At 59.5% G+C, this 25090-nt stretch carries 28 protein-coding genes, 1 tRNA gene and 1 pseudogene; 15 read left to right on the top strand and 15 right to left on the bottom strand.

Annotation, left to right across the window (positions count from 1 at the left end; genetic code table 11):
- Nucleotides 1–21: 21 nt before the first annotated feature.
- The 7 genes and pseudogenes from H043_RS30140 to H043_RS0127400 all read left to right on the top strand — a co-directional run bounded on the left by H043_RS30140 (nt 22) and on the right by H043_RS0127400 (nt 3494).
- Nucleotides 22–201, top strand: coding sequence for a hypothetical protein (locus H043_RS30140; RefSeq protein WP_081730299.1), 180 nt, complete (start codon nt 22–24; stop codon nt 199–201).
- Entirely contained in the window at nt 198–788 is a 591-nt protein-coding gene (locus H043_RS0127425; RefSeq protein ID WP_027614474.1) for a hypothetical protein, read from the top strand. Before H043_RS30140 ends, H043_RS0127425 begins: the two co-directional genes overlap by 4 nt.
- Nucleotides 789–798: 10 nt before the next feature.
- Nucleotides 799–1080, top strand: coding sequence for a phage antirepressor KilAC domain-containing protein (locus H043_RS0127420; protein ID WP_027614473.1), 282 nt, complete (start codon nt 799–801; stop codon nt 1078–1080).
- A gap of 158 nt (nt 1081–1238) precedes the next feature.
- On the top strand, nt 1239–1619 hold the full coding sequence (locus H043_RS0127415; RefSeq protein ID WP_027614472.1) for a pyocin activator PrtN family protein: 381 nt from the start codon (nt 1239–1241) through the stop codon (nt 1617–1619).
- Nucleotides 1616–2068 carry a hypothetical protein gene (locus tag H043_RS0127410; RefSeq protein ID WP_049827962.1) on the top strand — a complete coding sequence of 151 codons (453 nt, stop codon included), beginning with the start codon at nt 1616–1618 and terminating at the stop codon, nt 2066–2068. Before H043_RS0127415 ends, H043_RS0127410 begins: the two co-directional genes overlap by 4 nt.
- On the top strand, nt 2065–2280 hold the full coding sequence (gene xisR / locus H043_RS0127405; RefSeq protein WP_027614470.1) for an excisionase family protein: 216 nt from the start codon (nt 2065–2067) through the stop codon (nt 2278–2280). The genes H043_RS0127410 and xisR overlap by 4 nt, the downstream gene beginning before the upstream one ends.
- Nucleotides 2277–3494: pseudogene (locus tag H043_RS0127400) on the top strand (DUF3596 domain-containing protein). Before xisR ends, H043_RS0127400 begins: the two are co-directional and overlap by 4 nt.
- 111 nt (nt 3495–3605) lie before the next feature.
- Here H043_RS0127400 and H043_RS0127390 read toward each other — a convergent pair.
- From H043_RS0127390 to dapA, 5 genes are all read right to left on the bottom strand, one after another.
- Nucleotides 3606–3695 (bottom strand) — tRNA-Ser (locus H043_RS0127390).
- 83 nt (nt 3696–3778) lie between these two features.
- Complete coding sequence (gene purC / locus H043_RS0127385) at nt 3779–4492, bottom strand: phosphoribosylaminoimidazolesuccinocarboxamide synthase (protein ID WP_007963288.1); 714 nt, start codon at nt 4490–4492, stop codon at nt 3779–3781.
- 28 nt (nt 4493–4520) lie between these two features.
- Nucleotides 4521–5282: an MBL fold metallo-hydrolase gene (locus H043_RS0127380; RefSeq protein WP_027614467.1), complete on the bottom strand. Its 762-nt coding sequence runs from the start codon at nt 5280–5282 to the stop codon at nt 4521–4523.
- Nucleotides 5283–5286: 4 nt separating this feature from the next.
- The gene (bamC, locus tag H043_RS0127375) at nt 5287–6402 is read right to left on the bottom strand and encodes an outer membrane protein assembly factor BamC (RefSeq protein WP_027614466.1); all 1116 of its coding nucleotides are present in this window, start codon (nt 6400–6402) and stop codon (nt 5287–5289) included.
- A gap of 17 nt (nt 6403–6419) precedes the next feature.
- On the bottom strand, nt 6420–7298 hold the full coding sequence (dapA, locus tag H043_RS0127370; protein WP_027614465.1) for a 4-hydroxy-tetrahydrodipicolinate synthase: 879 nt from the start codon (nt 7296–7298) through the stop codon (nt 6420–6422).
- Nucleotides 7299–7623: 325 nt separating this feature from the next.
- Here dapA and H043_RS0127365 point away from each other — a divergent pair, with 325 nt between their 5' ends.
- Nucleotides 7624–8184, top strand: coding sequence for a glycine cleavage system protein R (locus H043_RS0127365; protein ID WP_007963284.1), 561 nt, complete (start codon nt 7624–7626; stop codon nt 8182–8184).
- A gap of 10 nt (nt 8185–8194) precedes the next feature.
- A complete protein-coding gene (locus H043_RS0127360; protein ID WP_027614464.1) occupies nt 8195–8668 on the top strand; it encodes a peroxiredoxin in 474 nt (157 codons plus the stop codon).
- Nucleotides 8669–8799: 131 nt separating this feature from the next.
- Here H043_RS0127360 and H043_RS0127355 read toward each other — a convergent pair whose 3' ends face one another.
- Together H043_RS0127355 and H043_RS0127350 are read right to left on the bottom strand one after the other, a co-directional pair.
- Nucleotides 8800–9870 (bottom strand): AI-2E family transporter, encoded by a 1071-nt coding sequence (locus H043_RS0127355; protein ID WP_027614463.1) that lies wholly within the window; start codon nt 9868–9870, stop codon nt 8800–8802.
- Between the two features lie 32 nt (nt 9871–9902).
- Nucleotides 9903–10142, bottom strand: coding sequence for a sulfurtransferase TusA family protein (locus H043_RS0127350; protein WP_007963279.1), 240 nt, complete (start codon nt 10140–10142; stop codon nt 9903–9905).
- Nucleotides 10143–10240: 98 nt separating this feature from the next.
- Between H043_RS0127350 and H043_RS0127345 the strand changes: the two genes are divergently transcribed.
- Nucleotides 10241–11674 (top strand): M48 family metalloprotease, encoded by a 1434-nt coding sequence (locus H043_RS0127345; RefSeq protein WP_007963277.1) that lies wholly within the window; start codon nt 10241–10243, stop codon nt 11672–11674.
- A gap of 79 nt (nt 11675–11753) precedes the next feature.
- Here the strand turns inward: H043_RS0127345 and H043_RS0127340 are convergent, their stop codons facing one another.
- The 4 genes from H043_RS0127340 to rpoE all read right to left on the bottom strand — a co-directional run bounded on the left by H043_RS0127340 (nt 11754) and on the right by rpoE (nt 15565).
- Nucleotides 11754–13184, bottom strand: coding sequence for a DegQ family serine endoprotease (locus tag H043_RS0127340; RefSeq protein WP_027614462.1), 1431 nt, complete (start codon nt 13182–13184; stop codon nt 11754–11756).
- A 210-nt stretch (nt 13185–13394) separates the two neighbouring features.
- Complete coding sequence (locus H043_RS0127335; protein WP_027614461.1) at nt 13395–14357, bottom strand: MucB/RseB C-terminal domain-containing protein; 963 nt, start codon at nt 14355–14357, stop codon at nt 13395–13397.
- An 8-nt stretch (nt 14358–14365) separates the two neighbouring features.
- The gene (locus H043_RS0127330) at nt 14366–14953 is read right to left on the bottom strand and encodes a sigma-E factor negative regulatory protein (protein WP_003222558.1); all 588 of its coding nucleotides are present in this window, start codon (nt 14951–14953) and stop codon (nt 14366–14368) included.
- A gap of 30 nt (nt 14954–14983) precedes the next feature.
- Nucleotides 14984–15565, bottom strand: a complete 582-nt coding sequence (gene rpoE / locus H043_RS0127325; RefSeq protein ID WP_003172477.1) for an RNA polymerase sigma factor RpoE — start codon at nt 15563–15565, stop codon at nt 14984–14986.
- A 558-nt stretch (nt 15566–16123) separates the two neighbouring features.
- On the opposite strand from rpoE, the gene nadB reads away from it, so the two are divergent.
- Nucleotides 16124–17740: an L-aspartate oxidase gene (gene nadB / locus H043_RS0127320; protein ID WP_027614460.1), complete on the top strand. Its 1617-nt coding sequence runs from the start codon at nt 16124–16126 to the stop codon at nt 17738–17740.
- Here the strand turns inward: nadB and H043_RS0127315 are convergent.
- Together H043_RS0127315 and H043_RS0127310 are read right to left on the bottom strand one after the other, a co-directional pair.
- Nucleotides 17709–18161 (bottom strand): protein YgfX, encoded by a 453-nt coding sequence (locus H043_RS0127315; protein ID WP_027614459.1) that lies wholly within the window; start codon nt 18159–18161, stop codon nt 17709–17711. The genes nadB and H043_RS0127315 overlap by 32 nt on opposite strands.
- Complete coding sequence (locus tag H043_RS0127310; RefSeq protein ID WP_003222550.1) at nt 18145–18399, bottom strand: succinate dehydrogenase assembly factor 2; 255 nt, start codon at nt 18397–18399, stop codon at nt 18145–18147. The genes H043_RS0127315 and H043_RS0127310 overlap by 17 nt, the downstream gene beginning before the upstream one ends.
- A 150-nt stretch (nt 18400–18549) precedes the next feature.
- Here H043_RS0127310 and H043_RS0127305 point away from each other — a divergent pair, with 150 nt between their 5' ends.
- Entirely contained in the window at nt 18550–19491 is a 942-nt protein-coding gene (locus H043_RS0127305; RefSeq protein ID WP_027614458.1) for a folate-binding protein YgfZ, read from the top strand.
- Between the two features lie 35 nt (nt 19492–19526).
- On the top strand, nt 19527–20348 hold the full coding sequence (locus H043_RS0127300) for an HDOD domain-containing protein (RefSeq protein ID WP_027614457.1): 822 nt from the start codon (nt 19527–19529) through the stop codon (nt 20346–20348).
- 117 nt (nt 20349–20465) lie between these two features.
- Here H043_RS0127300 and H043_RS0127295 read toward each other — a convergent pair whose 3' ends face one another.
- Both H043_RS0127295 and H043_RS0127290 read right to left on the bottom strand, forming a co-directional pair.
- Nucleotides 20466–21851 carry a sensor histidine kinase gene (locus H043_RS0127295; RefSeq protein WP_027614456.1) on the bottom strand — a complete coding sequence of 462 codons (1386 nt, stop codon included), beginning with the start codon at nt 21849–21851 and terminating at the stop codon, nt 20466–20468.
- Nucleotides 21844–22515 carry a response regulator gene (locus H043_RS0127290; protein WP_003222545.1) on the bottom strand — a complete coding sequence of 224 codons (672 nt, stop codon included), beginning with the start codon at nt 22513–22515 and terminating at the stop codon, nt 21844–21846. Before H043_RS0127290 ends, H043_RS0127295 begins: the two co-directional genes overlap by 8 nt.
- 236 nt (nt 22516–22751) lie before the next feature.
- Between H043_RS0127290 and H043_RS0127280 the strand changes: the two genes are divergently transcribed.
- Both H043_RS0127280 and H043_RS0127275 read left to right on the top strand, forming a co-directional pair.
- Nucleotides 22752–24044: an OprD family porin gene (locus H043_RS0127280; protein ID WP_027614455.1), complete on the top strand. Its 1293-nt coding sequence runs from the start codon at nt 22752–22754 to the stop codon at nt 24042–24044.
- A gap of 39 nt (nt 24045–24083) precedes the next feature.
- Nucleotides 24084–25061, top strand: a complete 978-nt coding sequence (locus tag H043_RS0127275) for a tripartite tricarboxylate transporter substrate binding protein (protein WP_027614454.1) — start codon at nt 24084–24086, stop codon at nt 25059–25061.
- The last annotated feature ends 29 nt before the right edge of the window (nt 25062–25090 follow it).

The following is a 25090-nucleotide window of genomic DNA, read 5'->3' as shown; positions in this document are numbered from 1 at the left end:
CTACCACAGTGAGGCTTCACCATGCGTACCACCGCATCCCTGCATGTCCATCCGGCATGCGTCAGCAATCGAAAACTGATCGAACAGCTGCAGCTCGCCACGGGCTGCCTGGTCGTCATTCATAACAGCAAACCCAAGCTTGTCGCCAAGTCCTGTCAGCCCTCTCCTGTTCATCCGAACGGCGGAGGGCACGCGGCATGATCAAGTTCAAGATCGACAACCGTACCCTGCAGTTGCTCAATGCCCAGGTCAACCTGAGCGAGACCTTCAACCATGTTCTGCGCACAGCGCCGAAGCGCGAGTGCCTGGCATTCCGTCTCAAGGCTGAGCGCGGCCCCGTGGAAAGCACTTTTGTCATCGAGCTGGGCAGTGAACGCCACACGCTGACCCTGCCGAACGACAAGAAGATGCACCTCAAGCTAGCCGACTTCATCGAAGAGATTGCCAACGGCCCGCTTGATCCGAGCAACACCAGCGACCCGGCGCATCGCGCGCATGCCGATCGCCAATACGGCCGCTTTGACGTCCAGGACAAGCAACGGGTGTTCGAGCTGATTCGTACCGGCGGCGTGCTGAGCCTCGACATGGGTTTCGATCTGCCGCTGCACGTGGCTGTTCATCGCCCGCACACTCTCTCCTGCATCACCGCCATCCTCAGCATCGGCAAAAAGAGCCCGCGTACCCGGTGTTTTACCGCGTGCGGTACCGATGTCGAGATCTACGGCAAAGTCAGCGAATCCATCAGCCAAATTGCTGCAGCGGCCACTCCTGCTGCACACGCGGCTTAAGGTGGGCGACATGGAACGTACCCTCGCCCAAACAGCTGCTCATCTCGGCCTGACCCGCCCCAAGCTCATCGCCCGCATGCGCGAAAAGGGTCTGCTCAAGGGAAACCTGCCGGCGGATCTCAACCGTGACGATGATTATCTGCGGATCAAAAGCAGTCCCTGGTACGACGAGAAATACGGCATGCAGTACAGCCAGTCGACTCGGGTCAAGCAGGCCGGAATCCGCTGGCTGGCTGACCAGTTGGGTATCGACCTCCCCGCCATTCCGGCAGGCCGCCGTGACGTGGCCTAGGGAATACGCCCGACAGATCATCGCAATGCGAACACGTGAGGAGCGCAATGCCGCGCTCCAGGAGGTGCCTGAACATCTGCGGGAATTGACCAAACGCCATTGCCTGAACGCCTGGAACCACCCATCACGATCCAAACGCAAGGAGGCTCAATAGCCACATGAACAACGCGAACCAAACACCGCTTCGCCTTCATCCGGCGCCTGAATCGACCACCGTTGAAATGCTCTATCGCACTTTCGGGAATGTGCTGATCCCGCTGGAAAAAATTCGGGAGGCCTATTTTCGCAACCTGAATTCGCAGTTGTTCGTGACTGAGATCTACAACGGCCGGATTCAGCTTCCGATCACCACGATCGACGCCAGTCGCAAGGCACTTAAATACGTCCACATCCGGCACATGGCCTCGTTGATCGACATCTGCGCCTACAAGGCCGATGAAGACATGCAGCGACAGCAGGAAGACCAACCCGATGCTGCACCCACTCCATTAACGGCAGTTACCACTACCCCACGACAACCCCAGGAGCACACCAAATGATGACTCCAATACAAATAGTTGCACTCGTCATCCTGACGGCGCTCGCCGCTCTCCTTATTTGGGGCGATTACATCATGGGCCGCAGAGATGGTCTGGAGGTCGGCCTGCGCGAGAGTGAAGACATTCAGCGCGCCGTGAGCGCCAAAACCATACGCGAGCTTCAGGCCTCCCTGCAGTTCATCAGGGCTGATCACGCGCGCCTGGCACAAACTTGCAAACTTCTTGAAGCAAGTCCGCAGTTCGGCCCGACAGAAAAGCAGACGCTGGTCGCCATCGGCGACCTACTGCGAATTGCCGCCGAAACCTTCAGCGTATTTCGTACTGGCAAGAAGCTCGAGCGCGACGCCAGACCTCTACGAGAACAAGCGCTTCAATTAGCAAAACGCGTAGTAACCCAAAAAAGGACCGATCACATGAAAGGCATTCAGCCAAAAGGAGTGAGAGCATGAGCGCCGCAGAAAAAATTGATTTCCACATAACTCCAGGCGCCTGGTTTCGGCAGGATCTGCTGTATCCAGTTTTTGGATTAAGCACGGAAGCAGTCCGCAAATACCGATCCCGCGGGATCTGGCTAGAAGGGAAGCACTATCGAACCGACCCAGCGAACGTGCTTGTTTATAACAAGGAGGCCATTGAAAAGTGGATGGCAGGCCAACCATGACTGACAAGATGCCCACAGGCGTCGAGATGAATGGCAAGCAATTACGCATCTGGTTCATTTTCAACGGCCAACGTTGCCGAGAACCTCTCGAAGGAATCTCGAAAGTAAACAAAGCCGCAATTGCATACGCCGACAACAAACGGCGCACCATCTTAGCGGAGATTAGAGAGGGCCGTTTCGATTATGCGGCTCACTTTCCCAACTCACCAAGGGCCGCCATGTTCACGGACACCGGCGGCCCGTCCCTAAAGCGTACAGTCAAAGAAGGTATCGACCGATGGCTGGAGGTTCAAAGGGCGCTTAAAGCATCAAGTACCGTCGTTAACTATGTCAGCAAGGCCAAGCACGTCGATAACAAATTTGGCAAACGCCGAATCGTCGACATCAGCAAGAGCGATATAGAGCTATTCCAAGCTCAATTGCTAAAGCAAGGGCTATCCCCTAAGACAGTAAACGACATCTTCACCGTCGTTCGTGGCGTCTGGGCTGACGCCTTTGGCGACGGCATTTTGAAAGCCAACGCACTGGACCGAATCAGTAACGTCGGTTCGGACGTAGACCTTGAGCACGCCGATCCCTTCAGCCGCACCGAGATCGAGCTGATCGGCAAAGCGGATCCGGACAGACGACATGATAGCAGGATGATTGAGTTCAACTGCTGGGCCGGACTTTCGCTATCCGAGCTCATCGCGCTCGCTGTCGAAGATATCGATCTCGATGCCGGCCTAGTGCAGGTTCGTCGTGCGCTGGTCGTTGGTGAGTTCAAAGTCCCGAAAGAGCGCTCCAGGGTTAGGGTGATAGAGCTGATCGATCCTGCACTTGTACTGATGCGAGAGATCGTAGCTGCTGCAAGAGAGGTCCCCGCGGAAGAGATCACCGTTATCCAGCGTGACAACATCACGTCGAAGTAGATGAAAGTCAGGTTTCTTTTCCGCAGCTCCACCAGCGGGCTGCTATGGAGCGGAAAGACCTTGAGCAATTGGTTCACGGCTCACCTGAAGAAGGCAGAGGTCCGACACCGAGGCGCCAACCAATGCCGTCATACCTTCGCGAGCCAGATGCTGTCGAGCTATGTACCAGTGGAATGGGTAGCGAGACAGCTTGGACATGCTGACACCACGATGGTGAGAAAACATTATGGGAGGTGGATACCCAAAGACACCAAGAGCATGGCCGGTGTCGTGTCGAAAATGCTGGGGTTTAGGACGGACTAGAGCGGCATAACGGGCAAGGTTTATGCCCTAGAAATGCCCTAAATGGATCGACAGAAACGAAAAAGCCCCTGTAATCATCAATGATTACAGGGGCTTAGTCTTATTCGATAATGGCGGAGAGATAGGGATTCGAACCCTAGGTACCGGTGAAGGTACAACGGATTTCGAATCCGTCCCATTCGGCCACTCTGGCATCTCTCCAACGGCGCGCATCATAACAACACTTCTGCCGAAAGCAAACCCTCTTTCGAAAATTTCTTCGTGCTATCAGATGCTTGCGTCGATTAAAGCGGTACACCCAGACGATTGGCGACTTCTTCGTAGGCTTCGATGACGTCACCAAGGCCCTGGCGGAAGCGGTCTTTGTCCATCTTCTTCTTGGTGTCCTTGTCCCACAGGCGGCAGCCGTCCGGGCTGAACTCGTCGCCGAGGACGATCGAGCCGTCGCTGAACACGCCGAATTCAAGCTTGAAGTCCACCAGCAGCAGGCCTGCGTCGTCGAACAGTTTGCTCAGGACTTCGTTGACCTTGAGCGACAGTTCTTTCATGCGTGCCAGTTGCTCGGCGGTGCCCCAACCGAATGCCACGACGTGGGATTCGTTGATGAACGGGTCGCCCTTGGCGTCGTCCTTGAGGAACAGTTCGAAGGTGTACGGGTTGAGCTTCATGCCCTCTTCGACGCCCAGACGTTTTACCAGGCTGCCGGCGGCGTAGTTACGCACGACGCACTCGACCGGGATCATGTCCAGCTTCTTCACCAGGCACTCGTTGTCGCCCAGCAGTTTGTCGAATTGGGTCGGAATGCCGGCCGCTTCGAGTTTCTGCATGATGAAGGCGTTGAACTTGTTGTTCACCATGCCTTTGCGGTCGAGCTGCTCGATGCGCTTGCCGTCGAACGCCGAGGTGTCGTTGCGAAACAGCAGGATCAAACGGTCAGCGTCGTCGGTCTTGTAAACCGATTTGGCTTTGCCGCGGTAGAGTTCTTCACGTTTTTCCATGATGGGCTCCGCTTGCTAAGTAGATGGGCTAGGCGATATGGCGCCAGTCGAGCCCTGAATCTTGATCGGCCAGTTGCAGCCAGTCCGGGTCGCACCCGAGGGTGTCGACGAAACATTGCCGGGCCAGCTGCGGCAGATTGTTCTTGCTGCTCAGGTGGGCGAGAACCAGATGCTGCAAGCCCTGCCACCCCAACTCGGCCACCAGGAATGCCGCCTGATGGTTGTTCAAATGTCCCAGCTCGCCGCCCACCCGTTGCTTGAGAAAGTACGGATAGTGACCACGGGCCAGCATGTCGCGGCAATGGTTGGACTCGATCATCAACGCATCGAGATCCCGATAGCCGTCCAGCACCCGCTCGCAATAGGAACCCAGGTCGGTCAGCAGGCCGAAGCGCCGCTGCTCGTTATCACTGAATACGTACTGGGTCGGCTCCTGCGCATCATGGGCCACGGCAATGACCCCGATGTTCAGAGCGCCGATCTGCAGCTGCTCGCCGCCGGCCAGATAGCCTGCGGGTTCGATCGGTTTGCGCATCCCGCGCAGTGTGCCGCGACTGAGGTAGACCGGCAGATTGTAGCGCCGAGACAGCAAACCCACGCCATGCACGTGGTCGGCATGTTCGTGGGTTACGAGTATCGCGCTCAGTTGCGCCGGGTGAACCCCCAGACGCAACAGGCGTTTTTCGGTTTCCCGCAGGGAAAAACCACAATCCACCAGCACATAGGTATCAGCGCTGGCGATCAGCGTGCCGTTCCCTTGGCTACCGCTGCCGAGAACGGCAAAGCGCATGTGATCAGCCCAGGTTGTCCTGAATCACGCTCAACACTTTGCGCGCCACATCGGCCGGCGCAACGGTATTGATGTTCTTCTCTACGGTCACCTGAACGTTCTCACCGACCTTGCTCAGGCGAACCTGATAACGCTCGGCGCGGGCTTCAACTTCTTCCTTGGTCGGCGCACTGCCGAACAGGCTGCTGAAGAAACCAGGCTTGTCGTCTTTCTTCTCGGCTTTCTCGGCCAGGTTGATGTAGTACAGGCCCAGGCTGCGGTTGATGTCTTCAACGCGCCACTGACCTTGCTCCAGCGCACGACCGACGCTCGACCAGGCACGATCGAGGTCAGGACCGACGTTCAGCACCGGGTTGCCGCTGCCGTCTTCGCTGAGGCTGACACGGCTCGGGGTATCGAAGTCACGCGAAGCCAGCATCGACACCGAACCACCCTTCTCGGAGATCCGGCTCATGCTCGCGAGCATGTCGTCGACCAGCGCTGCGTCCAGGCCAGTGTTGACCGAACGGTTGGTGAAATCGACGTCGGCGGTGCTGCCGGCAGGACGCTCGGCGCTGACCACGTAGATTTCACTGGTGTTGCGCTGCACGCCTGGCTCGATACGCACCCGCACGCGGGTTTCGCTGTCGGCACCGACACCGGCGGCGCTCAGGCGCTTGGCCATGGCGGCGGACAGTTCGTCGGAATGCTGCCAGGTGGTGGTGAATTCGCCGGTTTGCGGACGCTGTTCATCCAGCCGGAAACCATTGTCCTGGAAGAACTGTACCGCCACTGGCCAGACTTCGGCCGGCGGGTGCTGGGCCACGACCCAACGCGAGTCACCGCTCTTCTGCAGCGAGTAGTCGGTCGCCTCGGCAACCGCCGTCAGCGGTTGCGGGCGCGGTACCACGTATTCGCCCTTCGCCGTGTCATCAGCCACGTTGCGCGGGATCGGCAACAGCGGATCCAGACGCTTGGAGGTGCTGACATTCGGTGGCAGTTGCATCGGTGCAGTCTGTTGCGCTTCCAGGTAATCGCTACCACGGTCACGGAAATAACCTTCCGGGCCCCAGACCCATCCGCAGCCACTGGTGCTGGAGATAATCAAGGCAAGTGCGGAAAGTCCGGCCATTCGCTTCATGCGTTGTACTTCCTCAATTAAACCAGGACGCTGCACTGGCGCAGGGCCGTGCGAAGCGTTTCATGACAAGGAGCGCTCAGCCAGGTCAACGGCAGGCGGATGCCTTCGTGCATCAGGCCCATTTCAACCAAAGCCCACTTCACCGGAATCGGGTTGGCTTCGATGAACAGGTCCTTGTGCAGCGGCATCAATTTTTCGTTGATCGCCCGTGCGGTCTCGGCGTCGCCTTTCAACGCGGCCTCGCACAGGTCAGCCATTTCGCGCGGGGCGACGTTGGCCGTTACGGAGATGTTGCCTTTGCCGCCCAGCAGGATCAGCTCAACCGCGGTCGGATCATCGCCGGACAGCACGATGAAGTCCTTGCTCACGCCGTCGATGATGGCTTTGGCGCGTTTCAGGTCGCCGGTGGCTTCCTTGATGCCGATGATGTTCGGCACGCTGGACAGGCGAATTACGGTCTCGGCCTGCATGTCGCAGGAGGTGCGGCCGGGAACGTTGTAGAGAATCTGTGGAATGTCGACGGCTTCGGCAATGTGCTTGAAGTGCTGGTACAGGCCTTCCTGGGTCGGCTTGTTGTAGTACGGAACTACCAGCAGGCAGGCGTCGGCGCCGGCTTCCTTGGCGTTGCGGGTCAGCTCGACGGCTTCGCGGGTCGAGTTGGCGCCGGTACCGGCGATCACCGGAATGCGCCCGGCTACCTGTTTGACCACGGCTTTGATGACGGCGATGTGTTCTTCTACATCAAGGGTCGCCGACTCGCCGGTAGTACCGACCGCGACAATGGCATGGGTGCCGTTCTTGAGATGGAAGTCCACGAGTTTGCTGAGGCTGTCCCAGTCAAGACGCCCTTGTGCATCCATGGGAGTGACCAGTGCCACCATACTGCCCGCAATCATGAAACCGCTCCTGCCGGAAAAAGAGAGCGGTAATGGTACTGGCGCCAAGATGCTTGCACAAGCGAAGTACTGCGCCGCCATTCCCCTTGGCGTCGGTTTTCGCTACCCTTCAGACTTTGATCGGTACAGATCAGCTTGTACGCCGGGTTCCAGCCTCCCCTTTCGGCCTCCCAGGCCCCGTTCCAGTGTCGCTGCTGCACGCTCCGCCTTTATTGGAGCGAATTGCGAGCCACGGCCCGGGGCTTTCTGAACGGGCACGCGCAGACGCTTCCCGACGGCCAACGCCCATCGACCTACCGACCGCTCATCGCTTTAGGAATGCTGCATGTCCACCCCCACAGTTCGCGAACAATTCCTTGTCATCAGTGCCCTTGGCGCCAACCCCATGGAGCTGACTAACGTCCTGTGCCGCGCCAGCCATGAAAATCGCTGCGCCGTCGTCACCTCCCGCCTGACTCGCCATGGCGAATGCAGCGCCCTGGTGCTGGAAATCTCCGGCAGCTGGGACGCGCTGGCCCGCCTCGAAGGCAGCCTGCCGACCCTGGCCAAGCGCCACGCATTTACCGTCAACGTGGTGCGCAGTGCGGCCCTGGAAAATCGTCCACAGGCCCTGCCGTACGTGGCTTATGTCAGCTCGGCGTATCGCCCGGACATCATCAATGAGCTGTGCCAGTTCTTCATGGATCACAACGTCGAGCTGGAAAACCTGACCTGCGATACCTATCAGGCCCCGCAGACTGGCGGCACCATGCTCAACGCCACGTTCACCGTAACGCTGCCGGCCGGCACCCAGATCAGCTGGCTGCGCGACCAGTTCCTGGACTTCGCCGACGCGATGAACCTGGATGCGCTGATCGAACCTTGGCGCCCACAAAACCCAATGTAAGGAAGCTTTCATGGCCGTTGTCATCGACCAACCGGTTGCGGATTTCGACGCACCTGCCACCAGCGGGCAGACCGTCAGCTTGTCCGCCCTGAAGGGCAAGCAAGTGGTGATCTACTTCTATCCGAAGGACAGCACCCCCGGCTGCACCACCGAAGGCCAGGGTTTTCGTGACCAGTACGCGGCGTTCCAGGCCGCTAATACCGAGATTTTCGGTATCTCCCGCGACAGCCTGAAGTCTCACGAGAACTTCAAATGCAAGCAGGAATTTCCGTTCGAGCTGATCAGCGACAAGGACGAAGCCGTCTGCCAGCTGTTCGACGTGATCAAGCTGAAGAAACTGTATGGCAAGGAATATCTGGGCGTTGATCGCAGCACGTTCCTGATCGACAAGAACGGTGTACTGCGTCAGGAATGGCGCGGCGTGAAAGTGCCGGGGCATGTGGATGCGGTGCTGGCTGCGGCTCAGGCCTTGAATAAAGCCTGAAGGTTTTGCGTCGCCCTCATTGACGCCTTCGCGAGCAGGCTCGCTCCCACATTGAACTTGTGAACGGCACAGATCCAATGTGGGAGCGAGCCTGCTCGCGAATAGCCTTCATCTAAAATCTGGCTCAACCGCTACAGCAGCGGAGCGACAACCGGCTCCTTGCGCGGCCACGCATCCAGCACGGCCTTGAACAGCGTCGCCAGCGGAATCGCGAAGAACACGCCCCAGAACCCCCACAACCCGCCAAACAACAGCACCGCGCAGATGATGGCCACCGGGTGCAGGTTGACTGCCTCGGAAAACAGCAACGGCACCAGCACGTTGCCATCCAGCGTTTGAATGATCCCGTAGACCGCCATCAGATAGATGAACTGATCGCTCCAACCCCACTGGAACAGCGCGATCAGTAACACCGGCACGGTCACCACCACCGCGCCGACGTACGGCACCACCACCGATACCCCGACCAGCAACGCCAGCAGCGCCGCATAGTTGAGGCCAAGCGCGACGAAGGCGATGTAGGTCACGCCGCCACAGATCACGATCTCGATGACCTTGCCGCGAATGTAGTTGGCGATCTGCCGGTTCATTTCCTGCGCCACGCGGGTGATCAGCGCTCGCTCACGGGGCAGATAGCCGCGCACCCACTCGCCGATCATGGCCCGATCCTTGAGAAAGAAGAACACCAGAATCGGCACCAGCACCAGATAGATCATGATGTTGACCAGCAGCGGCAGGCTCGACAGGGAAAAGGTCAGCGCCCATTGGCCGAACTTGCCGATTTCGCCACGCGCCGCTTCGATGGCCTGCAGCACCTGCTCGTCAGAGACCAGATGCGGATAGCGCTCGGGCAGCAACAGCAGCAGCGACTGCCATTTGGCCAGCATCCCCGGCAATTCGTTGAACAGCGTGATCAACTGATGCCACAGCAACGGCAAGACCACCACGATGAACACCAGCAACACGCCCATGAACAGCGCAAACACCAGCCCCACCGCCGCCGCGCCAGGCACGCGCATACGCTCCAGTGCGAGTACCAGCCCCTGCATCAGATACGCCAGCACCATCCCGGCCAATACCGGCGCGAGCATGCCACCGAGCGTGAGCACCGCGGTAAAGGCGAGAAACAGCAGCACCGCCAGCACCACCGCTTCTTCGTCGGAAAAGTAGCGCTGAATCCAGTCGCGTAACACTTTGAACATCAATAATCCTTAGGTCTTTTACGCTGTCGGTTTCAGGCTTTTTTCAACCAGTAACGGTAGACGCCCGCTTCGTCTTCTTCGCGCAGCAGCGTATGACCGGCCAGACGGGCAAAGGTGCGGAAGTCGCGCTGCGAACCCGCGTCCGTGGCGATCACCTTGAGCACCGCGCCGCTGGGCAACTTGTTGAGTTCCATCTTGGCCTTGAGCAACGGCAACGGGCAATTCAGGCCACTGGCGTCCAATTCACAGTCATGGGCTACAGCGTCGGTCATTGCGTCACTCCGGTTCAGGTGGTTGAGGCGCCTAGAATATCTGGTCGCAAGCCCGGTGTCCGGCTACAGTAAGGTCTTTGTCTTCTAAGGCTTTGTGCATGACATTTCTGCGCCCTACCCTGCTGACGCTCGCTTGCCTGCTCGCCTCACCGGGCTTTGCCGACGATCTGCCGTCACTTGGCGACGCCAGTTCTGCCATTGTCTCTCCGCAACAGGAATACCAGTTGGGCCGCGCCTGGCTGGCCATGTTGCGTAGTCAGGTTGCACAGCTCAACGATCCGCAGCTCAAAGACTACGTCGAATCCAGCGTCTACAAGCTGGTGGAAACCAGCCAGGTGACCGATCGTCGCCTGGAATTCATTCTGATCAACAGCCCGCAACTCAACGCTTTCGCGGCGCCGGGTGGCGTGGTCGGGGTCAACGGTGGCCTGTTCCTCAACGCGCAGACTGAAGGCGAATATGCCTCGGTACTGGCCCACGAACTGGCTCACTTGTCACAGCGCCACTTCGCGCGCGGTGTAGAAGCTTCGCAGCGGATGCAGGTGCCGATGATGGCGGCGCTGCTCGCCGGGATCGTGATTGCCGCCGCCGGTGGCGGTGATGCCGGGATCGCGACCATCGCCGGCACTCAGGCCGCAGCCATTCAGTCGCAGCGTACCTTCTCGCGCCAGAACGAGCAGGAAGCCGACCGTATCGGCATCCTCAACCTGGAAAAGGCCGGATACGACCCGCGCTCGATGCCGACCATGTTCGAACGTCTGATGCGCCAATACCGCTTCGACGCCAAGCCGCCAGAATTTCTGCTGACTCACCCGGTGACCGAATCGCGTATCGCCGACACCCGTAACCGCGCAGAACAAGCGCCAGCGGGCGGCATTGAAGACAGCATGCGCTATCAGTTGATCCGCGCCCGCGTACAGCTGATCTACGAAGAAACCCCGGGACTGGGCGCCAAGCGCTTCCGTGCACAACTGGATGAGAATCCGAAAAACGACGTGGCGCGCTACGGCCTGGCGATCGCTCAGATCAAGGGCGGCCAGCTCAATGAAGCCAGGGAGAACCTCAAACAGTTGCTGGCCAAGTCGCCCAACGAGATCATCTACAACCTCGCGCAGATCGACCTGGACATTACCAATAACCGCCTGCCGGATGCGCAAACGCGGGTTGACCGGATGCTCACGCAATATCCGGGCAACTACCCACTGAATCAGGTTCGGGTCGATCTGTTGCTGAAACAGAATCGCACCGCCGACGCCGAGAAAGCTCTCGACAGCTTGCTCAAATCCCGTCCGAACGATCCGGACGTGTGGTATCAGGTCGCCGAAACCCGTGGTCTGTCCGGCAACATCATTGGTCTGCACCAGGCCCGCGCCGAGTACTTCGCGCTGGTCGGCGATTATCGTCAGGCGATCCAGCAGCTTGATTTTGCCAAGCGCAAGGCGGGCAGCAACTTCCCGCTGTCCTCGCGGATCGATGCACGCCAGCGCGAGCTGATGGAGCAGGAGCGCATGATCAAGGACATGATGGGCTGAGTTTTCATCAGCGACATAAAAATTTCAGGCATAAAAAAACCGCCTCTTTCGAGGCGGTTTTTATTTCACCGCAACCGGGTTATTCAGCCAGTTTGAAGGTGATGAAGCTCGCACGACCTTCACGCAGAACGCGCATCGACACCGAACGATTCTTCGGCAGCGCCTTGGCGATCTCGGTGAACTCCTTGGTGGAGCCGATGGCCTGGTTGTTGAGGTGAGTAATCACGTCACCCGGTTGCAGACCGATCAAAGCCGCAGGACCGTCCTGAACTTCCTTGATCACCACTCCGCCCTTGAGGTCGTAGGTTTTCTTCTGCTCAGCGGTCAGTTCCGCCACCGAAACGCCGAGGCGGTTGCTGCTGCTTTCCGCACCCGACTTCGGCAGTGCAGCCAGCTCTTTGTCCTCATCCGGAATCGCGCCGACAGTCAACTCGACATTCTTGCGCTTGCCGTCACGGATCACTTCGAGGCTGGCCTTGGCGCCCGCTTTCAGCGCACCGACCAAGTGTGGCAGGTCGGCGGACATGACGATCGGCTGACCGTTCATGCTCAGGATCACGTCGCCCACTTGCAGGCCACCCTTGGCTGCCGGACCGTCATCCTGAATCTGCGCAACCAGCGCACCGGCCGGCTTATCAAGACCGAACGACTCGGCCAGATCCTTGTTCACTTCCTGGATGACCACACCCAGCCAGCCGCGGCTGACTTTGCCACCGCTTTTCAGCTGATTGGAAACGTCCATCGCCACGTCGATCGGAATGGCGAACGACACACCCATGAAGCCACCGGAACGGGTGTAGATCTGCGAGTTGATCCCGACCACTTCACCGTTCAGGTTGAACAGCGGGCCACCGGAGTTACCCGGGTTGATCGGCACGTCGGTCTGGATGAACGGCACGTAGTTTTCGTTCGGCAGGCTACGGCCGACGGCGCTGACAATGCCTTGGGTCACGGTGTGGTCAAAGCCGAACGGCGAACCGATCGCTACAACCCACTGACCCGCCTTCAGGTCCTGGGACTTGCCAAGCTTGAGCACCGGCAGATCCTTGCCATCGATCTTCAGCAAGGCCACGTCGGAGCGCGGGTCAGTTCCGATCAGCTTGGCTTTCATTTCACTGCGATCAGCCAGACGCACGAGGATTTCGTCGGCATCGGCAATCACATGGTTGTTGGTCAGGATGTAGCCATCGGAGGAAATGATGAAGCCCGAACCGAGCGATTGCGCTTCACGCTGACGATCGCCGCGCGGCGAACGCTGCTGAGGCGGCATGCCACGCTCGAAGAACTCGCGCAACATCGGCGGCAAGCCTTCCAGGTCAGGCATCTGCTGGTTCACCTTGCGGTCCGGCAGCTTCTGCGTGGTACTGATGTTCACCACTGCAGGCGAGGCCTGTTCAACCAGTTGGGTGAAATCCGGCAGGTCGGCCGCCTGGACAGCGGGGACAGCCTGACCCAGCACCAGCACGGTGGCGAAAATGGAGAGATAAGACTTCAAGCTAAGTATCGACATACAGCTCCCGTTACGACGAGCAGGGTTAAGCGATATGGAGCAAGGAACACCGGGAACCGCGGGCCGGTATTTTTGTTCCGGGAACAACAGACAAGGCCAGAGCCGTGAGGCTCTGACCTATAAAAAACTTTCGGGTGATTTGCAAATGAAAATGCTGAGCAAACATTTCATCTACGTCTCGAAGAAGAAGTGGAAATGACTGAAATCAGCTCACTGCTTGCTGGTTGCAGCGCCATCGTTGCGCATCGAAAGGGCAATCCTCTCGGCCGTGCCGATTGGAATTTCGCCGACCACCGTCACCATCATCTCGCCCTCAGGCGTAGTGAGGCGGCGGGAAACAGCGACAGTTGGCCCCAACTGCGTGCGGGTATCGGTCACTGTTGCACCGTTCAACGGCTCAAGAAATACCGAAAACCGTGCCAGCCCGTCGTCATACATCAGGCTACTGACTTGAGTCTTGGTTTCAGAATCTTTGTGTGAAGTGCTGCTGGTCAGCACAAAACCCGGAGGCAGCCAGTCGGAATGCCAGACCTGAGCCGTTTTCACGGCAGAGGCCTTGTCACTATCAATAGTGACGGCCTTGCACTCGGTGCCAGCTTGCAGATCTTTGTCCGACGGGACATCAGCGGTATCGAGGCTGGTGAACTGGAAACGCTCGAGTAGCTGCCCCTTGTCGTTGAGCAACAACGACTTCAGTGGCAAACCGGTCTGTTTATCCATATGCAGCTCGAAACCATAACGATGCTGGTCGCGGGGCGTCAGCGATACAATGACCGCATCACGCCCGGCCACGCGCGACTTGCCGATGACGGCAAGCTCATACCAGTTTTTCAGCTTTTGGGGATCAAGCGAACGAGCGGTCGAGTTGGGAGAGTCTCCCAACCCCGCAATCAGAGTGCCGCTGACGCATTGAGTATGCCCATCAACACGCACGACTTCCTGAGCCGAGCCGTCGAGCTGAAGCAAACGCTCGCGGACCTGACCGTTCTGGACACGATGCCAGATATTGTGGGTAGAAAAACTACCGTTACGCTCGTATACGAAAGTGCCTTGGAAGCTTTGCTGCTGCTCGGCCTGACCCAGGCGGATCAACCAGTCCTGGGCCTCGTCGGCATGGGCTGGAACAATGAACCAGCCGCTAAGCAGAAGCGAAAGTAGAGGTATGGCGCGCATGATCCTCCTTAACGGTTTTCCATGCTTGCTGCACGCGCATAAGGCAGAGCGCTTTCAGTACCTTTCAACGCAGCTTGCTGGGCATGCTGACGCAGATAGCCTGGCAGACGCTGATCGTGCCAGCCTGGCTGACCTTGCAGGACGCCGTTGGCCATCGGACCGGTAGTTTCCGAGCTTTCCTTGTAGCCTGCCAGAACAGCCGGGCCTTTGACCTGCGGCGCAACCAGCGAAGGCTGATTGGACTGCTGGGCCAGTTCGACGCCAGCGATTTCGTCCTGGTTGTACAGGCGCACACCAGCCAGTACCGCAACGGTCACCGAAGCCGCAACGGCCAGACGACCCAGGTTGCGCCAAGGGCCGCGGGATACTTTGGCTGGAGCCGTTTCGTCTTCCAGCGCAGCAGAAACTGCCGCAGCAATGTCCAGACGCGGAAGCAGCAGATCCTTGTGCATGGCTGCCCGAGCGATCTGATAACGAGCCCAGGTCTCACGGGTTTCAACATCGTCCAGTGCATTGATCACTCGACGCAATTCCAGTTCGTCCGCTTCGTTATCCATCACTGCGGACAGCGATTCCTGCAGGGCTTCACGACTCATGGCGTTCCTCTCTTGGCTGTCGCCGCTGTCTCAGTTTTCCTGCAACAACGGCTGCAGGGCTTTATCGATGGCCTCCCGGGCGCGGAAAATCCGGGAGCGCACGGTACCCACCGGACACTGCATGACGCTCGCAATGTCCTCGTAACTCAGACCATCGAATTCACGTAAAGTTAAAGCCGTACGTAAATCCTCTGGCAGTTGCTGAATGGTTCGATGGACGGTGCCTTCGATCTCATCCCGCAGCAACGCGCGTTCCGGCGATTCGAGATCCTTCAGGCCATGATCGCCGTCGTAGAACTCTGCATCTTCAGAACTTACATCGCTATCCGGCGGCCGGCGGCCGCGTGAAACCAGATAGTTCTTTGCCGTGTTGATGGCAATGCGGTAAAGCCACGTATAGAACGCGCTGTCTCCGCGAAAGTTTCCTAGCGCTCGGTAGGCCTTGATAAAGGCTTCCTGAGCCACATCCTGGGCTTCATGGGTGTCGTGCACGAAACGCACGATCAACCCGAGAATTTTGTGCTGATATTTCAGCACCAGCAGATCGAAAGCTCGCTTGTCGCCACGCTGAACGCGCTCGACCAGCTGCTGATCCTCTTCCTGGGTTAGCATGAACACTCCTCGATAAGCATGGAGGAGGCTTGCATAACTAAACGACCAGACTTGCAAACATAGACTCGGGCTTTTCGCAAAAGTTCTCCCCCTCCAGGCAAGTTTCCTGCGGGCTCTGATTTGGCACGCACGAAAAACGCAGCGCGGGATAAACCGGCTGCGCGAATAATCTTGTCATCGGTTCGCCGGCAAAAACCCAATCGCAGGTTCTGCATTGAAGCCGACACTGTCCCGTGCTTCTGGCAACTGACTATTGATCTTGGGCCTCTGGCAAAAGTTCCAATTATTTATAGCCGTGCTGAAGCGACATTGAGCAACCGCGTGCTGAAAAAGCCTGTTTCATCCTCGATACAGTCGCCTTTTCCCAAAACGACAGAAAAAAACGTCCGACGAAACGTCAAGCTTTTGTCGTCACAGTAGTTTCACAATGCCATACGGGCCCGGCTATTGTGCCGCTCCACCCCTCTATATACTAGTGGGCTGTGTGGCTGTCTTGACTCGCCGATCCAGCTGTCCTGCGCCACCCCCGATCCGGGTCGCTTTGAGCGGAATCCTGAAATGAGCCAACAGTTTCAACACGATGTTCTGGTGATTGGCAGCGGCGCTGCCGGTTTGAGTCTCGCGCTGACCCTGCCGGGTCATTTGCGCATTGCCGTATTGAGCAAAGGTGATCTGGCCAACGGCTCGACTTATTGGGCCCAGGGCGGCGTCGCTGCCGTGCTGGACGATACCGATACTGTCGAATCCCACGTCGACGACACCCTGAATGCCGGCGGCGGTCTGTGCCATGAAGACGCGGTGCGTTTTACCGTCGAGCACAGCCGCGAAGCCATCCAGTGGCTGATCGACCAGGGGGTGCCGTTCACCCGCGACGAACAGTCCGGCACCGAAGACGGCGGTTTCGAATTCCACCTGACTCGCGAAGGCGGCCACAGCCATCGGCGCATCATCCATGCCGCCGACGCAACCGGCGCAGCGATTTTCACCACCCTCCTCGCCCAGGCCAGAGAGCGCAGCAACATCGAACTGCTGGAGCAGCGAGTTGCCGTTGATCTGATCACCGAACGCCGTCTGGGCATGAGTGGCGAGCGCTGCCTCGGCGCCTATGTGCTGAATCGCGCGACCGGCGAAGTCGACACCTACGGCGCACGCTTCGTGATCCTCGCGTCCGGCGGCGCCGCCAAGGTCTACCTCTATACCAGTAACCCCGACGGCGCTTGCGGTGACGGCATCGCCATGGCCTGGCGCTCGGGCTGCCGAGTGGCGAACCTGGAATTCAACCAGTTCCACCCTACGTGCCTGTATCACCCGCAGGCCAAGAGTTTCCTGATCACTGAAGCCTTGCGTGGCGAAGGCGCGCACCTGAAGCTGCCCAACGGCGAACGGTTCATGCCGCGCTTCGACAAACGTGCCGAACTGGCGCCACGCGACATCGTCGCCCGCGCCATCGACCATGAAATGAAGCGCCTGGGCGTCGACTGCGTCTATCTCGACATCAGCCACAAGCCTGAAGCCTTCATCAAAAACCACTTCCCGACCGTCTACGAACGTTGCCTGGGTTTCGGCATCGACATCACCAAACAGCCGATCCCGGTCGTGCCGGCGGCGCACTACACCTGTGGTGGGGTGATGGTTGACCAGCACGGTCGCACCGACGTGCCGGGGCTGTACGCAATTGGCGAAACCAGCTTCACCGGCCTGCACGGCGCCAATCGCATGGCCAGCAATTCGCTGCTCGAATGCTTCGTTTATGCCCGCTCGGCGGCAGCGGACATCCTTGCACAACTGGATGACGTCACCGCGCCAACCGCCCTGCCCGAGTGGGACGCCAGCCAGGTCACCGATTCCGACGAAGACGTGATCATCGCCCACAACTGGGACGAGCTGCGCCGCTTCATGTGGGACTACGTGGGGATCGTGCGCACCAATAAGCGCCTGCAACGAGCGCAGCACCGCGTGCGTCTGTTGCTGGACGAGATCGACGAGTTCTACAGCAACTATAAAGTCAGCCGCGACCTGATCGAGCTGCGTAATCTGGCGCAAGTCGCCGAACTGATGATCTGCTCTGCCATGGAGCGCAAGGAAAGTCGCGGTCTGCATTACACCCTCGACTACCCGAACCTGTTGCCCGAGGCGTTCGACACTATTCTGGTGCCGCCCACCTACGCCGGCTGAACTTGAGCCGCACTCGCAGGCGTCGGTGCACATCCGCTGTCTGCGAGTCTCGCGGTACACAGATCGAGCGCACCCGCCGCTCCCCGCGCAAACGAAAGCGCAGCACCACGATCAACGGCAACGCCAGGCTGTCAGGGCGCAGCTGGACTGCTTGCCAGCCGCCCGCCTGATTCCACAATTGCCAGCCATCGGCATCGCGGCGCAATCGGCAAAAAGCCTGCGGATGCGTCAGCAGAATCTGCCGTGGCAACACCCACACGGCGTGCAGCAGACAGGCGAAAGCCCCGAGCAGACAGGCCCAGAGTGGAATCGACAGAAGAAACAACAGACCCAGCGCGAACGCCTGGGTCAACAGATACGCCGCCAGCAACTGCCGAGAGGCATGCCAGCGGCATTCGAACGTATTACTTGGGCTGAACACGGTCCAGGATCATCCGGACCATGCGCTGCAGCTCAGGGTCTTCGGACTCACTGCGCTCCATGAACCAGCCGAACATGTCCTGATCCTCACAGGTCAGCAGACGGACATACAAGTCGCGATCGACCTGGTTGAGGTGCGGATAGACCTCTTTCACGAACGGCACCAGCAGCACGTCAAGTTCCAGCATGCCGCGGCGGCTGTGCCAGAAGAGGCGATTGAGTTCAACTTGTTCGACCATGGAGCCCTCCTCAAATAGGCGCGCAGTATACAGCCCCGGCGCGGGTCGCACAGTCGGCTTTGGTCGGGCACCACCGATCCTTTATCAACTACCCATTTCAACAACGCGCCCTTATGATGTGCCCCAGACTTTTTTACCCTGCGATGACCCATGGCCGATTCTGCTTTTTTCTGCACCCTGTCTCATGAAGGCGTACTCGCGGTTCGCGGCGTGGATGCCGGCAAATTCCTGCAAGGCCAATTGACCTGCAACATCAATTACCTCAGCGACAGCCAGGCCAGCCTCGGCGCGCGCTGCACGCAAAAAGGCCGGATGCAGTCGAGCTTCCGCATTCTGCTCGAAGGTGACGGCGTGCTGCTGGCAATGGCCAGTGAACTGCTGGAGCCGCAACTGGCGGATCTGAAAAAGTACGCGGTGTTCTCCAAATCCAAATTGACCGACGAAAGCGCCGCCTGGGTGCGTTTTGGCCTGGAGCACGGCGACGCTGCGTTGGCCAGCCTGGGTCTGAACCTGCCAAGCGAAACCGACAGCGTGGTGCGCAACGCAGGCCTGATCGCGATTCGCGTCTCGCCGGACCGCGCCGAACTCTGGGTACCGGCCGATCAAGCCGATGCCATCAAGGCCAAACTGTCCGCCGCCCTGCCTGAAGGCGAATTGAACCAATGGCTGCTGGGGCAGATTCGCGCCGGTATCGGTCAGGTCATGCCGACCACCCGCGAGTTGTTCATCCCGCAGATGCTCAACCTGCAGGCCGTCGGTGGCGTGAGTTTCAAGAAAGGTTGCTACACCGGCCAGGAAATCGTCGCGCGCATGCAGTACCTGGGCAAGCTCAAGCGTCGTCTTTATCGCGTGCAACTGGACGCGAGCGAACTGCCGGAGCCGGGCACCCCGCTGTTCGCCCCAAGCCACAGCAGCGCCATCGGCGAAGTGGTGATTGCCGCCCGCGCCGCAGAAAAGATTGAACTGTTGGCGGTGTTGCAGGCCGAAGCTGCCGAAGCGGGTGATCTGCACCTGGGCGACCTCGAAGGGCCAGCCCTGCATTTGCTCGACCTGCCCTACGAACTGGATCGCGACCGCGAAATCCAGCGCTGATCGCAGCTTTTGTTGCAACACCCTAGAGAATCTACATGAGCGAGCTGGCAGATAAGGTCCAACAGGATTTGGTTGAGGCCATCGATAACGATGACCTGGTTCTGCCAACGTTACCGGAAGTGGCCCTGCAAATTCGCAAGGCCGCCGAAGACCCGGAGATCAGTGTCAGCGACCTGAGCAAAGTGATTGGCCGCGACACGGCGCTGTCGGCGCGCCTGATCAAAGTGGTCAACAGCCCGTTGCTGCGCGCGACCCAGGAAGTCACCGACCTGCACACCGCGATCACCCGACTGGGGGTGAACTACAGCAGCAACCTGGCGATCGGCCTGGTGATGGAACAGATCTTCCACGCCCGCTCCGAGGTGGTCGAACAGAAGATGCGCGAAGTCTGGCGCAAGAGCCTGGAGATCGCCGGCGTCAGCTACGCCCTGTGCCGTCGGCACACCCAACTCAAACCTGATCAGGCGGCGTTGGGCGGCCTGGTGCATCAGATCGGCGTATTGCCGATCCTCACATACGCCGAAGATCACTACGAACTGCTGTCGGACCCGGTCAGCCTCAACCATGTGATTGACCACATTCACCCGCTGCTGGGCGACAAGCTGTTGCGGGTCTGGGAATTTCCCGAACAACTGGTGGCGTTGCCGGGGCTGTACCTGGATTTCAAACGCGACTCGGCGCACCTCGATTACGTCGATCTGGTGCAGGTGGCGAGTCTGTATTGTCACAAGGACAGCGATCATCCGATTGCGCGGATTGACCCGCTCAGCGTGCCGGCGTTCAGGAAGCTTGGGATCGATCCGGAGAACAAGGAGTTGTGCGCGGATCTGGAAGAATCGCGGACGATGTTTTACTGATCCGGAACCGCGGCGCGGCCTTCGCGAGCAAGCCCGCTCCCACAGGGGATTTGTGTACGGCGTGGATTCCCTGTGGGAGCGGGCTTGCTCGCGAAGAGGCCCGCACCAAAACCACATTTATCCGGCAATAAAACTCACCCGGACCTTCAAACCGGCCTGCTCTCCATCGTGCAAGGTGATCTGCGCCAGATGCGCCCGGCAGATCTCTCCGACAATCGCCAGCCCCAACCCTGAACCCGCGACCTGCTGATTGCGCCGATAGAAGCGTTCAAACACCCGATCACGCTCTTCCAGGGGAATCCCCGGCCCGTCATCTTCAACCTCAAGCACCGCCGGCGCCGCGACCCGCAGAATCACGTTGCCGCCCGGTGGCGTATGCGCCAGTGCGTTGTCCACCAGATTGCTCAGCAGCTCATTGAGCAACGTCGGCTCACCGCGCAGCCACACCGGCTCATCCGCCTCCAGAGCCAGCGCGACCCCGCGCGCATGAGCCAACGGCGCCATAGCCATGCCCAGCTCGCGGGCCAACTGACTCAGATCGAGCAGTTGCGCGCCGCCCTCGGCAATCGCCCGGGCACCGTTTTCCACCCGCGCCAGCGACAGCAGTTGATTGGCCAGATGGGTCAGGCGATCAGTGCTTTGCGCAGAGGATTCCAGGGTTGTGCGCCAGGTTTCCGCTTCAGTCGAACGCAGCCCAAGTTCCAGCCGCGCCTTCAACGCCGCCAGTGGCGTGCGCAGTTCGTGGGCGGCATCGGCGATGAACTGCGCCTGCCGCTCGAACTGCCCGCGCAAGCGTTCGGTGAAGTGATTGAGCGCGCGCACCAGCGGCCACAATTCATGTTGCACTTCCACCAGCGGCAGCGGCCGCAAATCATCGGGCTGACGCTCCTCCACCGCCGTGCGCAAACGCTCCAGCGGGCGCAGCGCGGCACTCACCGCAAACCACACCAGCAACAAGGCGCCGATCGCGAGCATGCCCAGACGCAGCAGCGTATCGGCCGCCAGACTGCGGGCCATGCTGACTCGCGCCTCATCGGTTTCGGCGACACGGATTTCCGCCATGCCATTCATGTTCGGTTCGGTGACCGCTTTGAGCAGGCTGACCACGCGCACGTTCTGCCCGCGATAGGTCGCGTTATAGAAGCGCGCGAGCGCTGGATAATCGTCGGTTCTCGGCGTACCGGGTGGTGGTCCGGGCAGGTTTTCGTAGCCGGAAATCAGCTTCTGATGGATGTCGTTGACCTGGTAGTAAATCCGCCCGGCGCTGTCGTAAGCGAAGGTGTCCAGCGCCACGTAGGGCACGTCGGCGCTGAGGGTGCCGTCGCGCTGCGACAGGCCGGCGGCAATGGTTCGCGCCGAGGCCAGCAGGGTTCGGTCATAAGCCGTGTCGGCAGCTTCGCGCCCGTTCCAGTAAGCGCTCAGACCACTGGCGAGCATCAACACCACCAGCAGCAACGCGAGGTTCCACAGCAACCGCCAGCGCAGGCTGCTGGGCTTATGCATCGCGGCTTTCCAGCAGGTAACCAAGGCCACGGAAGGTCACGATCGCCACCGGTTGACCGTCGAGTTTCTTGCGCAGACGATGCACGTAGATTTCGATGGCATCGGGGCTGGCTTCTTCGTCGAGACCGAACACCTGTGCCGCCAGTTGCTCCTTGCTCATCACTCGTCCCGGGCGGGCGATCAACGCTTCGAGCACTGCCTGTTCGCGAGAGGTCAGGGTCAGCAGTTCTTCGCCGAGACTGAAGCGCCGGGTGTCGAGATCGTAGGCCAGCACGCCGCAGCGCTGCTGACGTTCGCCACCGAGCACACTGCGCCGCAGCAGGGCTTTGACCCGGGCTTCGAGCTCGGTCAATTCGAACGGTTTGGCCAGATAATCGTCGGCGCCGAGATTCAAGCCGTGGACTCGATCCTTCACGTCGCTGCGCGCTGTCAGCATCAACACCGGCAGGTTTTTACCGCGTGCGCGCAGGCGTGCCAGCACCTCGAAACCGTCCATGCGCGGCAGGCCGACATCGAGGATCGCCATTGCGTATTCCTCGCTGCCCAGCGCCAGGTCGGCGGCCACGCCATCGTGCAACACGTCCACGGTCAGACCGGTGCTCTTGAGCGCCTGGGCGACGCTTTCGGCCAGTTGCAAATGGTCTTCGACGAGCAGAACACGCATGGATCTCTACCTCATTCAGGGATGGCCGACGCCACTCTTTGCCGCGGAGTTTACAGCCGCAACCGCCGCTGTGAAGCCCGAAACCCGCGAAATCCAGCTGAAAGGTTAGTGAAAGGTTAGCCCGTTAGAGTCCGGTCACGGACAGTTTCGACTGCCGTCGCTGCTGCCACACAGCGCTACGAAAAACGCCTCGAAGCGTTTTCGACCAATAAGAACAATAAACGGAGTACACCCGCATGCCGTCCTTGCAGACCAAGGCTTCTACGCCTGTTCGTCCTTCTCGTTTGCGCCACGCCACCCTCGCCAGCACCGCTGCCCTCGCCGGTTTCTCACCGTTGAGCTACGCCGACTTCATCAAAGACAGTTCCGCCACCTTCGAAACCCGCAACATGTACTTCAACCGCGACTTTCGCGACGGCACCAGTGCCCAGCAAAGCAAGCGTGATGAATGGGCGCAGGGTTTCATGCTCAACCTGCAATCGGGTTACACCGACGGCACCGTGGGCTTCGGTGTCGATGCGCTGGGCATGCTCGGGGTCAAACTTGATTCGAGCCCGGATCGTACCGGCACCGGCCTGTTGCCGACCCACGATGACGGGCGCGCCGCCAACGAATACTCGAAAGTCGGCCTGACCGGCAAAGTGAAAATCTCTGCCACCGAACTGAAAATCGGCAGCCTGATTCCCGAACTGCCGATCCTCAAACCGAATGACGGGCGCATCCTGCCGCAGACGTTCGAAGGTGGTTTGCTGACCTCCAAAGAGCTCAAGAACCTGACCTTCACCGGTGGGCGTCTGGAGAAAGCCAAGGATCGCGACAGCACCGATTTCGAGGACATCGCCCTCAACAACAAGAACAGCCGCTTCGCTGGCACCGTGGCCGGCAAGCATTTCGATTTTGCCGGCGTGGACTACAAGTTCACCGACAAGATCACCGGCAGTTACCACTTCGCCCAACTCGACGAAGTCTATAACCAGCACTTCTTCGGTCTGGTCGCCTCGCGGCCGATGGGCCCGGGCACCTTCGCCACCGACCTGCGCTTTGCGGTCAGTGACGATCAGGGCGCGGCCCGTGGCGGCGAGATCGACAACCGCTCGCTCAACGGTCTGGTCAGCTACGCCCTGAGCGGCCACAAGTTCAGCGCCGGTTATCAGCACATGTCCGGCGACAGCGCGTTCCCCTATGTCGATGGCAGCGACCCGTACCTGGTCAACTTCGTGCAGATCAACGACTTCGCCGGCGCCGAAGAACGCTCCTGGCAGGCGCGTTACGACTTCGACTTTGCCCGCCTCGGCATCCCCGGCCTGTCGTTCATGAGCCGTTACCTGAGCGGTGACAACATCAAGCTCAAGAATGGCGAAGAAGGCAAAGAGTGGGAGCGCAACACCGAGATCAAATATGTAGTACAAAGCGGCGCCCTGAAGGACGTTGCCGTACGCCTGCGTAATGCCACCTACCGTTCCAACTACTCCGCTCGCGATGCCGATGAAGTGCGTCTGCTGGTGAGCTATAGCGTTGCCCTTTGGTAATTCAGTACGTCCATAACAACAACTCCCAAGGAGACATAGATGAACTTATCACTGCGTAAAGTTGCTCTGGCCGCTGGCGTCATGTTGTTCGCCGGCCAACTGATGGCCGAACCGAAACGTCCGGAATGCATCGCCCCGGCCTCCCCCGGCGGTGGTTTCGACCTGACTTGCAAACTGGCGCAGAGTGCGCTGGTCAACGAAAAACTGCTGACCAAACCGATGCGCGTGACCTACATGCCCGGCGGTGTCGGCGCGGTGGCGTACAACGCGGTCGTCGCCCAGCGCCCGGCCGATGCCGGCACGCTGGTGGCGTGGTCCAGCGGTTCGCTGCTGAATCTGGCGCAAGGCAAGTTTGGTCGTTTCGATGAAACCAATGTGCGCTGGCTGGCCGCCGTCGGCACCAGTTACGGTGCCATCGCGGTGAAAAGCGATTCGCCTTACAAGACCCTCGACGATCTGGTCAAAGCCCTGAAGAAAGATCCGAGCTCCGTGGTGATCGGTTCCGGCGGCACCGTCGGCAGCCAGGACTGGATGCAGACCGCACTGATCGCCAAGGCTGCCGGGATCAACCCGCGTGACCTGCGTTATGTCGCCCTCGAAGGTGGCGGCGAAATCGCCACCGCGCTGCTCGGCGGTCACATCCAGGTCGGCAGTACCGACATCTCCGACTCCATGCCGCACATCCAGAGCGGTGACATGCGTCTGCTCGCAGTGTTCGCCGACAAGCGCATCGACGAGCCGGAAATGAAAGACATCCCGACCGCGCGCGAGCAGGGCTACGACATCGTCTGGCCGGTGGTGCGTGGTTTCTACCTTGGGCCAAAAGTCAGCGACGAAGACTACGCCTGGTGGAAAGACGCCTTCGACAAACTGCTGGCCTCCGATGAGTTCGCCAAGCTGCGCGATCAGCGTGAACTGTTTCCGTTCGCCATGACCGGCCCGGAGCTGGACACCTACGTGAAGAAGCAGGTCGCGGACTACAAAGTGCTGGCCAAAGAGTTCGGCCTGATTCAGTGATCGTCTCTGTCTAGCGGCTGCGGCCTCGC

This window comes from Pseudomonas sp. URIL14HWK12:I6 (assembly GCF_000514195.1).
Taxonomy (GTDB): domain Bacteria; phylum Pseudomonadota; class Gammaproteobacteria; order Pseudomonadales; family Pseudomonadaceae; genus Aquipseudomonas; species Aquipseudomonas putida_A.
This window is presented reverse-complemented; position numbering and strand designations above follow the sequence as displayed.

What these genes read in the sequence shown, in the direction of transcription:
- H043_RS30140 (WP_081730299.1), top strand. Translation starts at nt 22, where the DNA reads ATGCGTACCACCGCATCCCTGCATGTCCATCCGGCATGCGTCAGCAAT.
- H043_RS0127425 (WP_027614474.1), top strand. Translation starts at nt 198, where the DNA reads ATGATCAAGTTCAAGATCGACAACCGTACCCTGCAGTTGCTCAATGCC.
- H043_RS0127420 (WP_027614473.1), top strand. Translation starts at nt 799, where the DNA reads ATGGAACGTACCCTCGCCCAAACAGCTGCTCATCTCGGCCTGACCCGC.
- H043_RS0127415 (WP_027614472.1), top strand. Translation starts at nt 1,239, where the DNA reads ATGAACAACGCGAACCAAACACCGCTTCGCCTTCATCCGGCGCCTGAA.
- H043_RS0127410 (WP_049827962.1), top strand. Translation starts at nt 1,616, where the DNA reads ATGATGACTCCAATACAAATAGTTGCACTCGTCATCCTGACGGCGCTC.
- xisR (WP_027614470.1), top strand. Translation starts at nt 2,065, where the DNA reads ATGAGCGCCGCAGAAAAAATTGATTTCCACATAACTCCAGGCGCCTGG.
- purC (WP_007963288.1), bottom strand. Translation starts at nt 4,492, where the DNA reads ATGGAAAAACGTGAAGAACTCTACCGCGGCAAAGCCAAATCGGTTTAC.
- H043_RS0127380 (WP_027614467.1), bottom strand. Translation starts at nt 5,282, where the DNA reads ATGCGCTTTGCCGTTCTCGGCAGCGGTAGCCAAGGGAACGGCACGCTG.
- bamC (WP_027614466.1), bottom strand. Translation starts at nt 6,402, where the DNA reads ATGAAGCGAATGGCCGGACTTTCCGCACTTGCCTTGATTATCTCCAGC.
- dapA (WP_027614465.1), bottom strand. Translation starts at nt 7,298, where the DNA reads ATGATTGCGGGCAGTATGGTGGCACTGGTCACTCCCATGGATGCACAA.
- H043_RS0127365 (WP_007963284.1), top strand. Translation starts at nt 7,624, where the DNA reads ATGTCCACCCCCACAGTTCGCGAACAATTCCTTGTCATCAGTGCCCTT.
- H043_RS0127360 (WP_027614464.1), top strand. Translation starts at nt 8,195, where the DNA reads ATGGCCGTTGTCATCGACCAACCGGTTGCGGATTTCGACGCACCTGCC.
- H043_RS0127355 (WP_027614463.1), bottom strand. Translation starts at nt 9,870, where the DNA reads ATGTTCAAAGTGTTACGCGACTGGATTCAGCGCTACTTTTCCGACGAA.
- H043_RS0127350 (WP_007963279.1), bottom strand. Translation starts at nt 10,142, where the DNA reads ATGACCGACGCTGTAGCCCATGACTGTGAATTGGACGCCAGTGGCCTG.
- H043_RS0127345 (WP_007963277.1), top strand. Translation starts at nt 10,241, where the DNA reads ATGACATTTCTGCGCCCTACCCTGCTGACGCTCGCTTGCCTGCTCGCC.
- H043_RS0127340 (WP_027614462.1), bottom strand. Translation starts at nt 13,184, where the DNA reads ATGTCGATACTTAGCTTGAAGTCTTATCTCTCCATTTTCGCCACCGTG.
- H043_RS0127335 (WP_027614461.1), bottom strand. Translation starts at nt 14,357, where the DNA reads ATGCGCGCCATACCTCTACTTTCGCTTCTGCTTAGCGGCTGGTTCATT.
- H043_RS0127330 (WP_003222558.1), bottom strand. Translation starts at nt 14,953, where the DNA reads ATGAGTCGTGAAGCCCTGCAGGAATCGCTGTCCGCAGTGATGGATAAC.
- rpoE (WP_003172477.1), bottom strand. Translation starts at nt 15,565, where the DNA reads ATGCTAACCCAGGAAGAGGATCAGCAGCTGGTCGAGCGCGTTCAGCGT.
- nadB (WP_027614460.1), top strand. Translation starts at nt 16,124, where the DNA reads ATGAGCCAACAGTTTCAACACGATGTTCTGGTGATTGGCAGCGGCGCT.
- H043_RS0127310 (WP_003222550.1), bottom strand. Translation starts at nt 18,399, where the DNA reads ATGGTCGAACAAGTTGAACTCAATCGCCTCTTCTGGCACAGCCGCCGC.
- H043_RS0127305 (WP_027614458.1), top strand. Translation starts at nt 18,550, where the DNA reads ATGGCCGATTCTGCTTTTTTCTGCACCCTGTCTCATGAAGGCGTACTC.
- H043_RS0127300 (WP_027614457.1), top strand. Translation starts at nt 19,527, where the DNA reads ATGAGCGAGCTGGCAGATAAGGTCCAACAGGATTTGGTTGAGGCCATC.
- H043_RS0127295 (WP_027614456.1), bottom strand. Translation starts at nt 21,851, where the DNA reads ATGCATAAGCCCAGCAGCCTGCGCTGGCGGTTGCTGTGGAACCTCGCG.
- H043_RS0127290 (WP_003222545.1), bottom strand. Translation starts at nt 22,515, where the DNA reads ATGCGTGTTCTGCTCGTCGAAGACCATTTGCAACTGGCCGAAAGCGTC.
- H043_RS0127280 (WP_027614455.1), top strand. Translation starts at nt 22,752, where the DNA reads ATGCCGTCCTTGCAGACCAAGGCTTCTACGCCTGTTCGTCCTTCTCGT.
- H043_RS0127275 (WP_027614454.1), top strand. Translation starts at nt 24,084, where the DNA reads ATGAACTTATCACTGCGTAAAGTTGCTCTGGCCGCTGGCGTCATGTTG.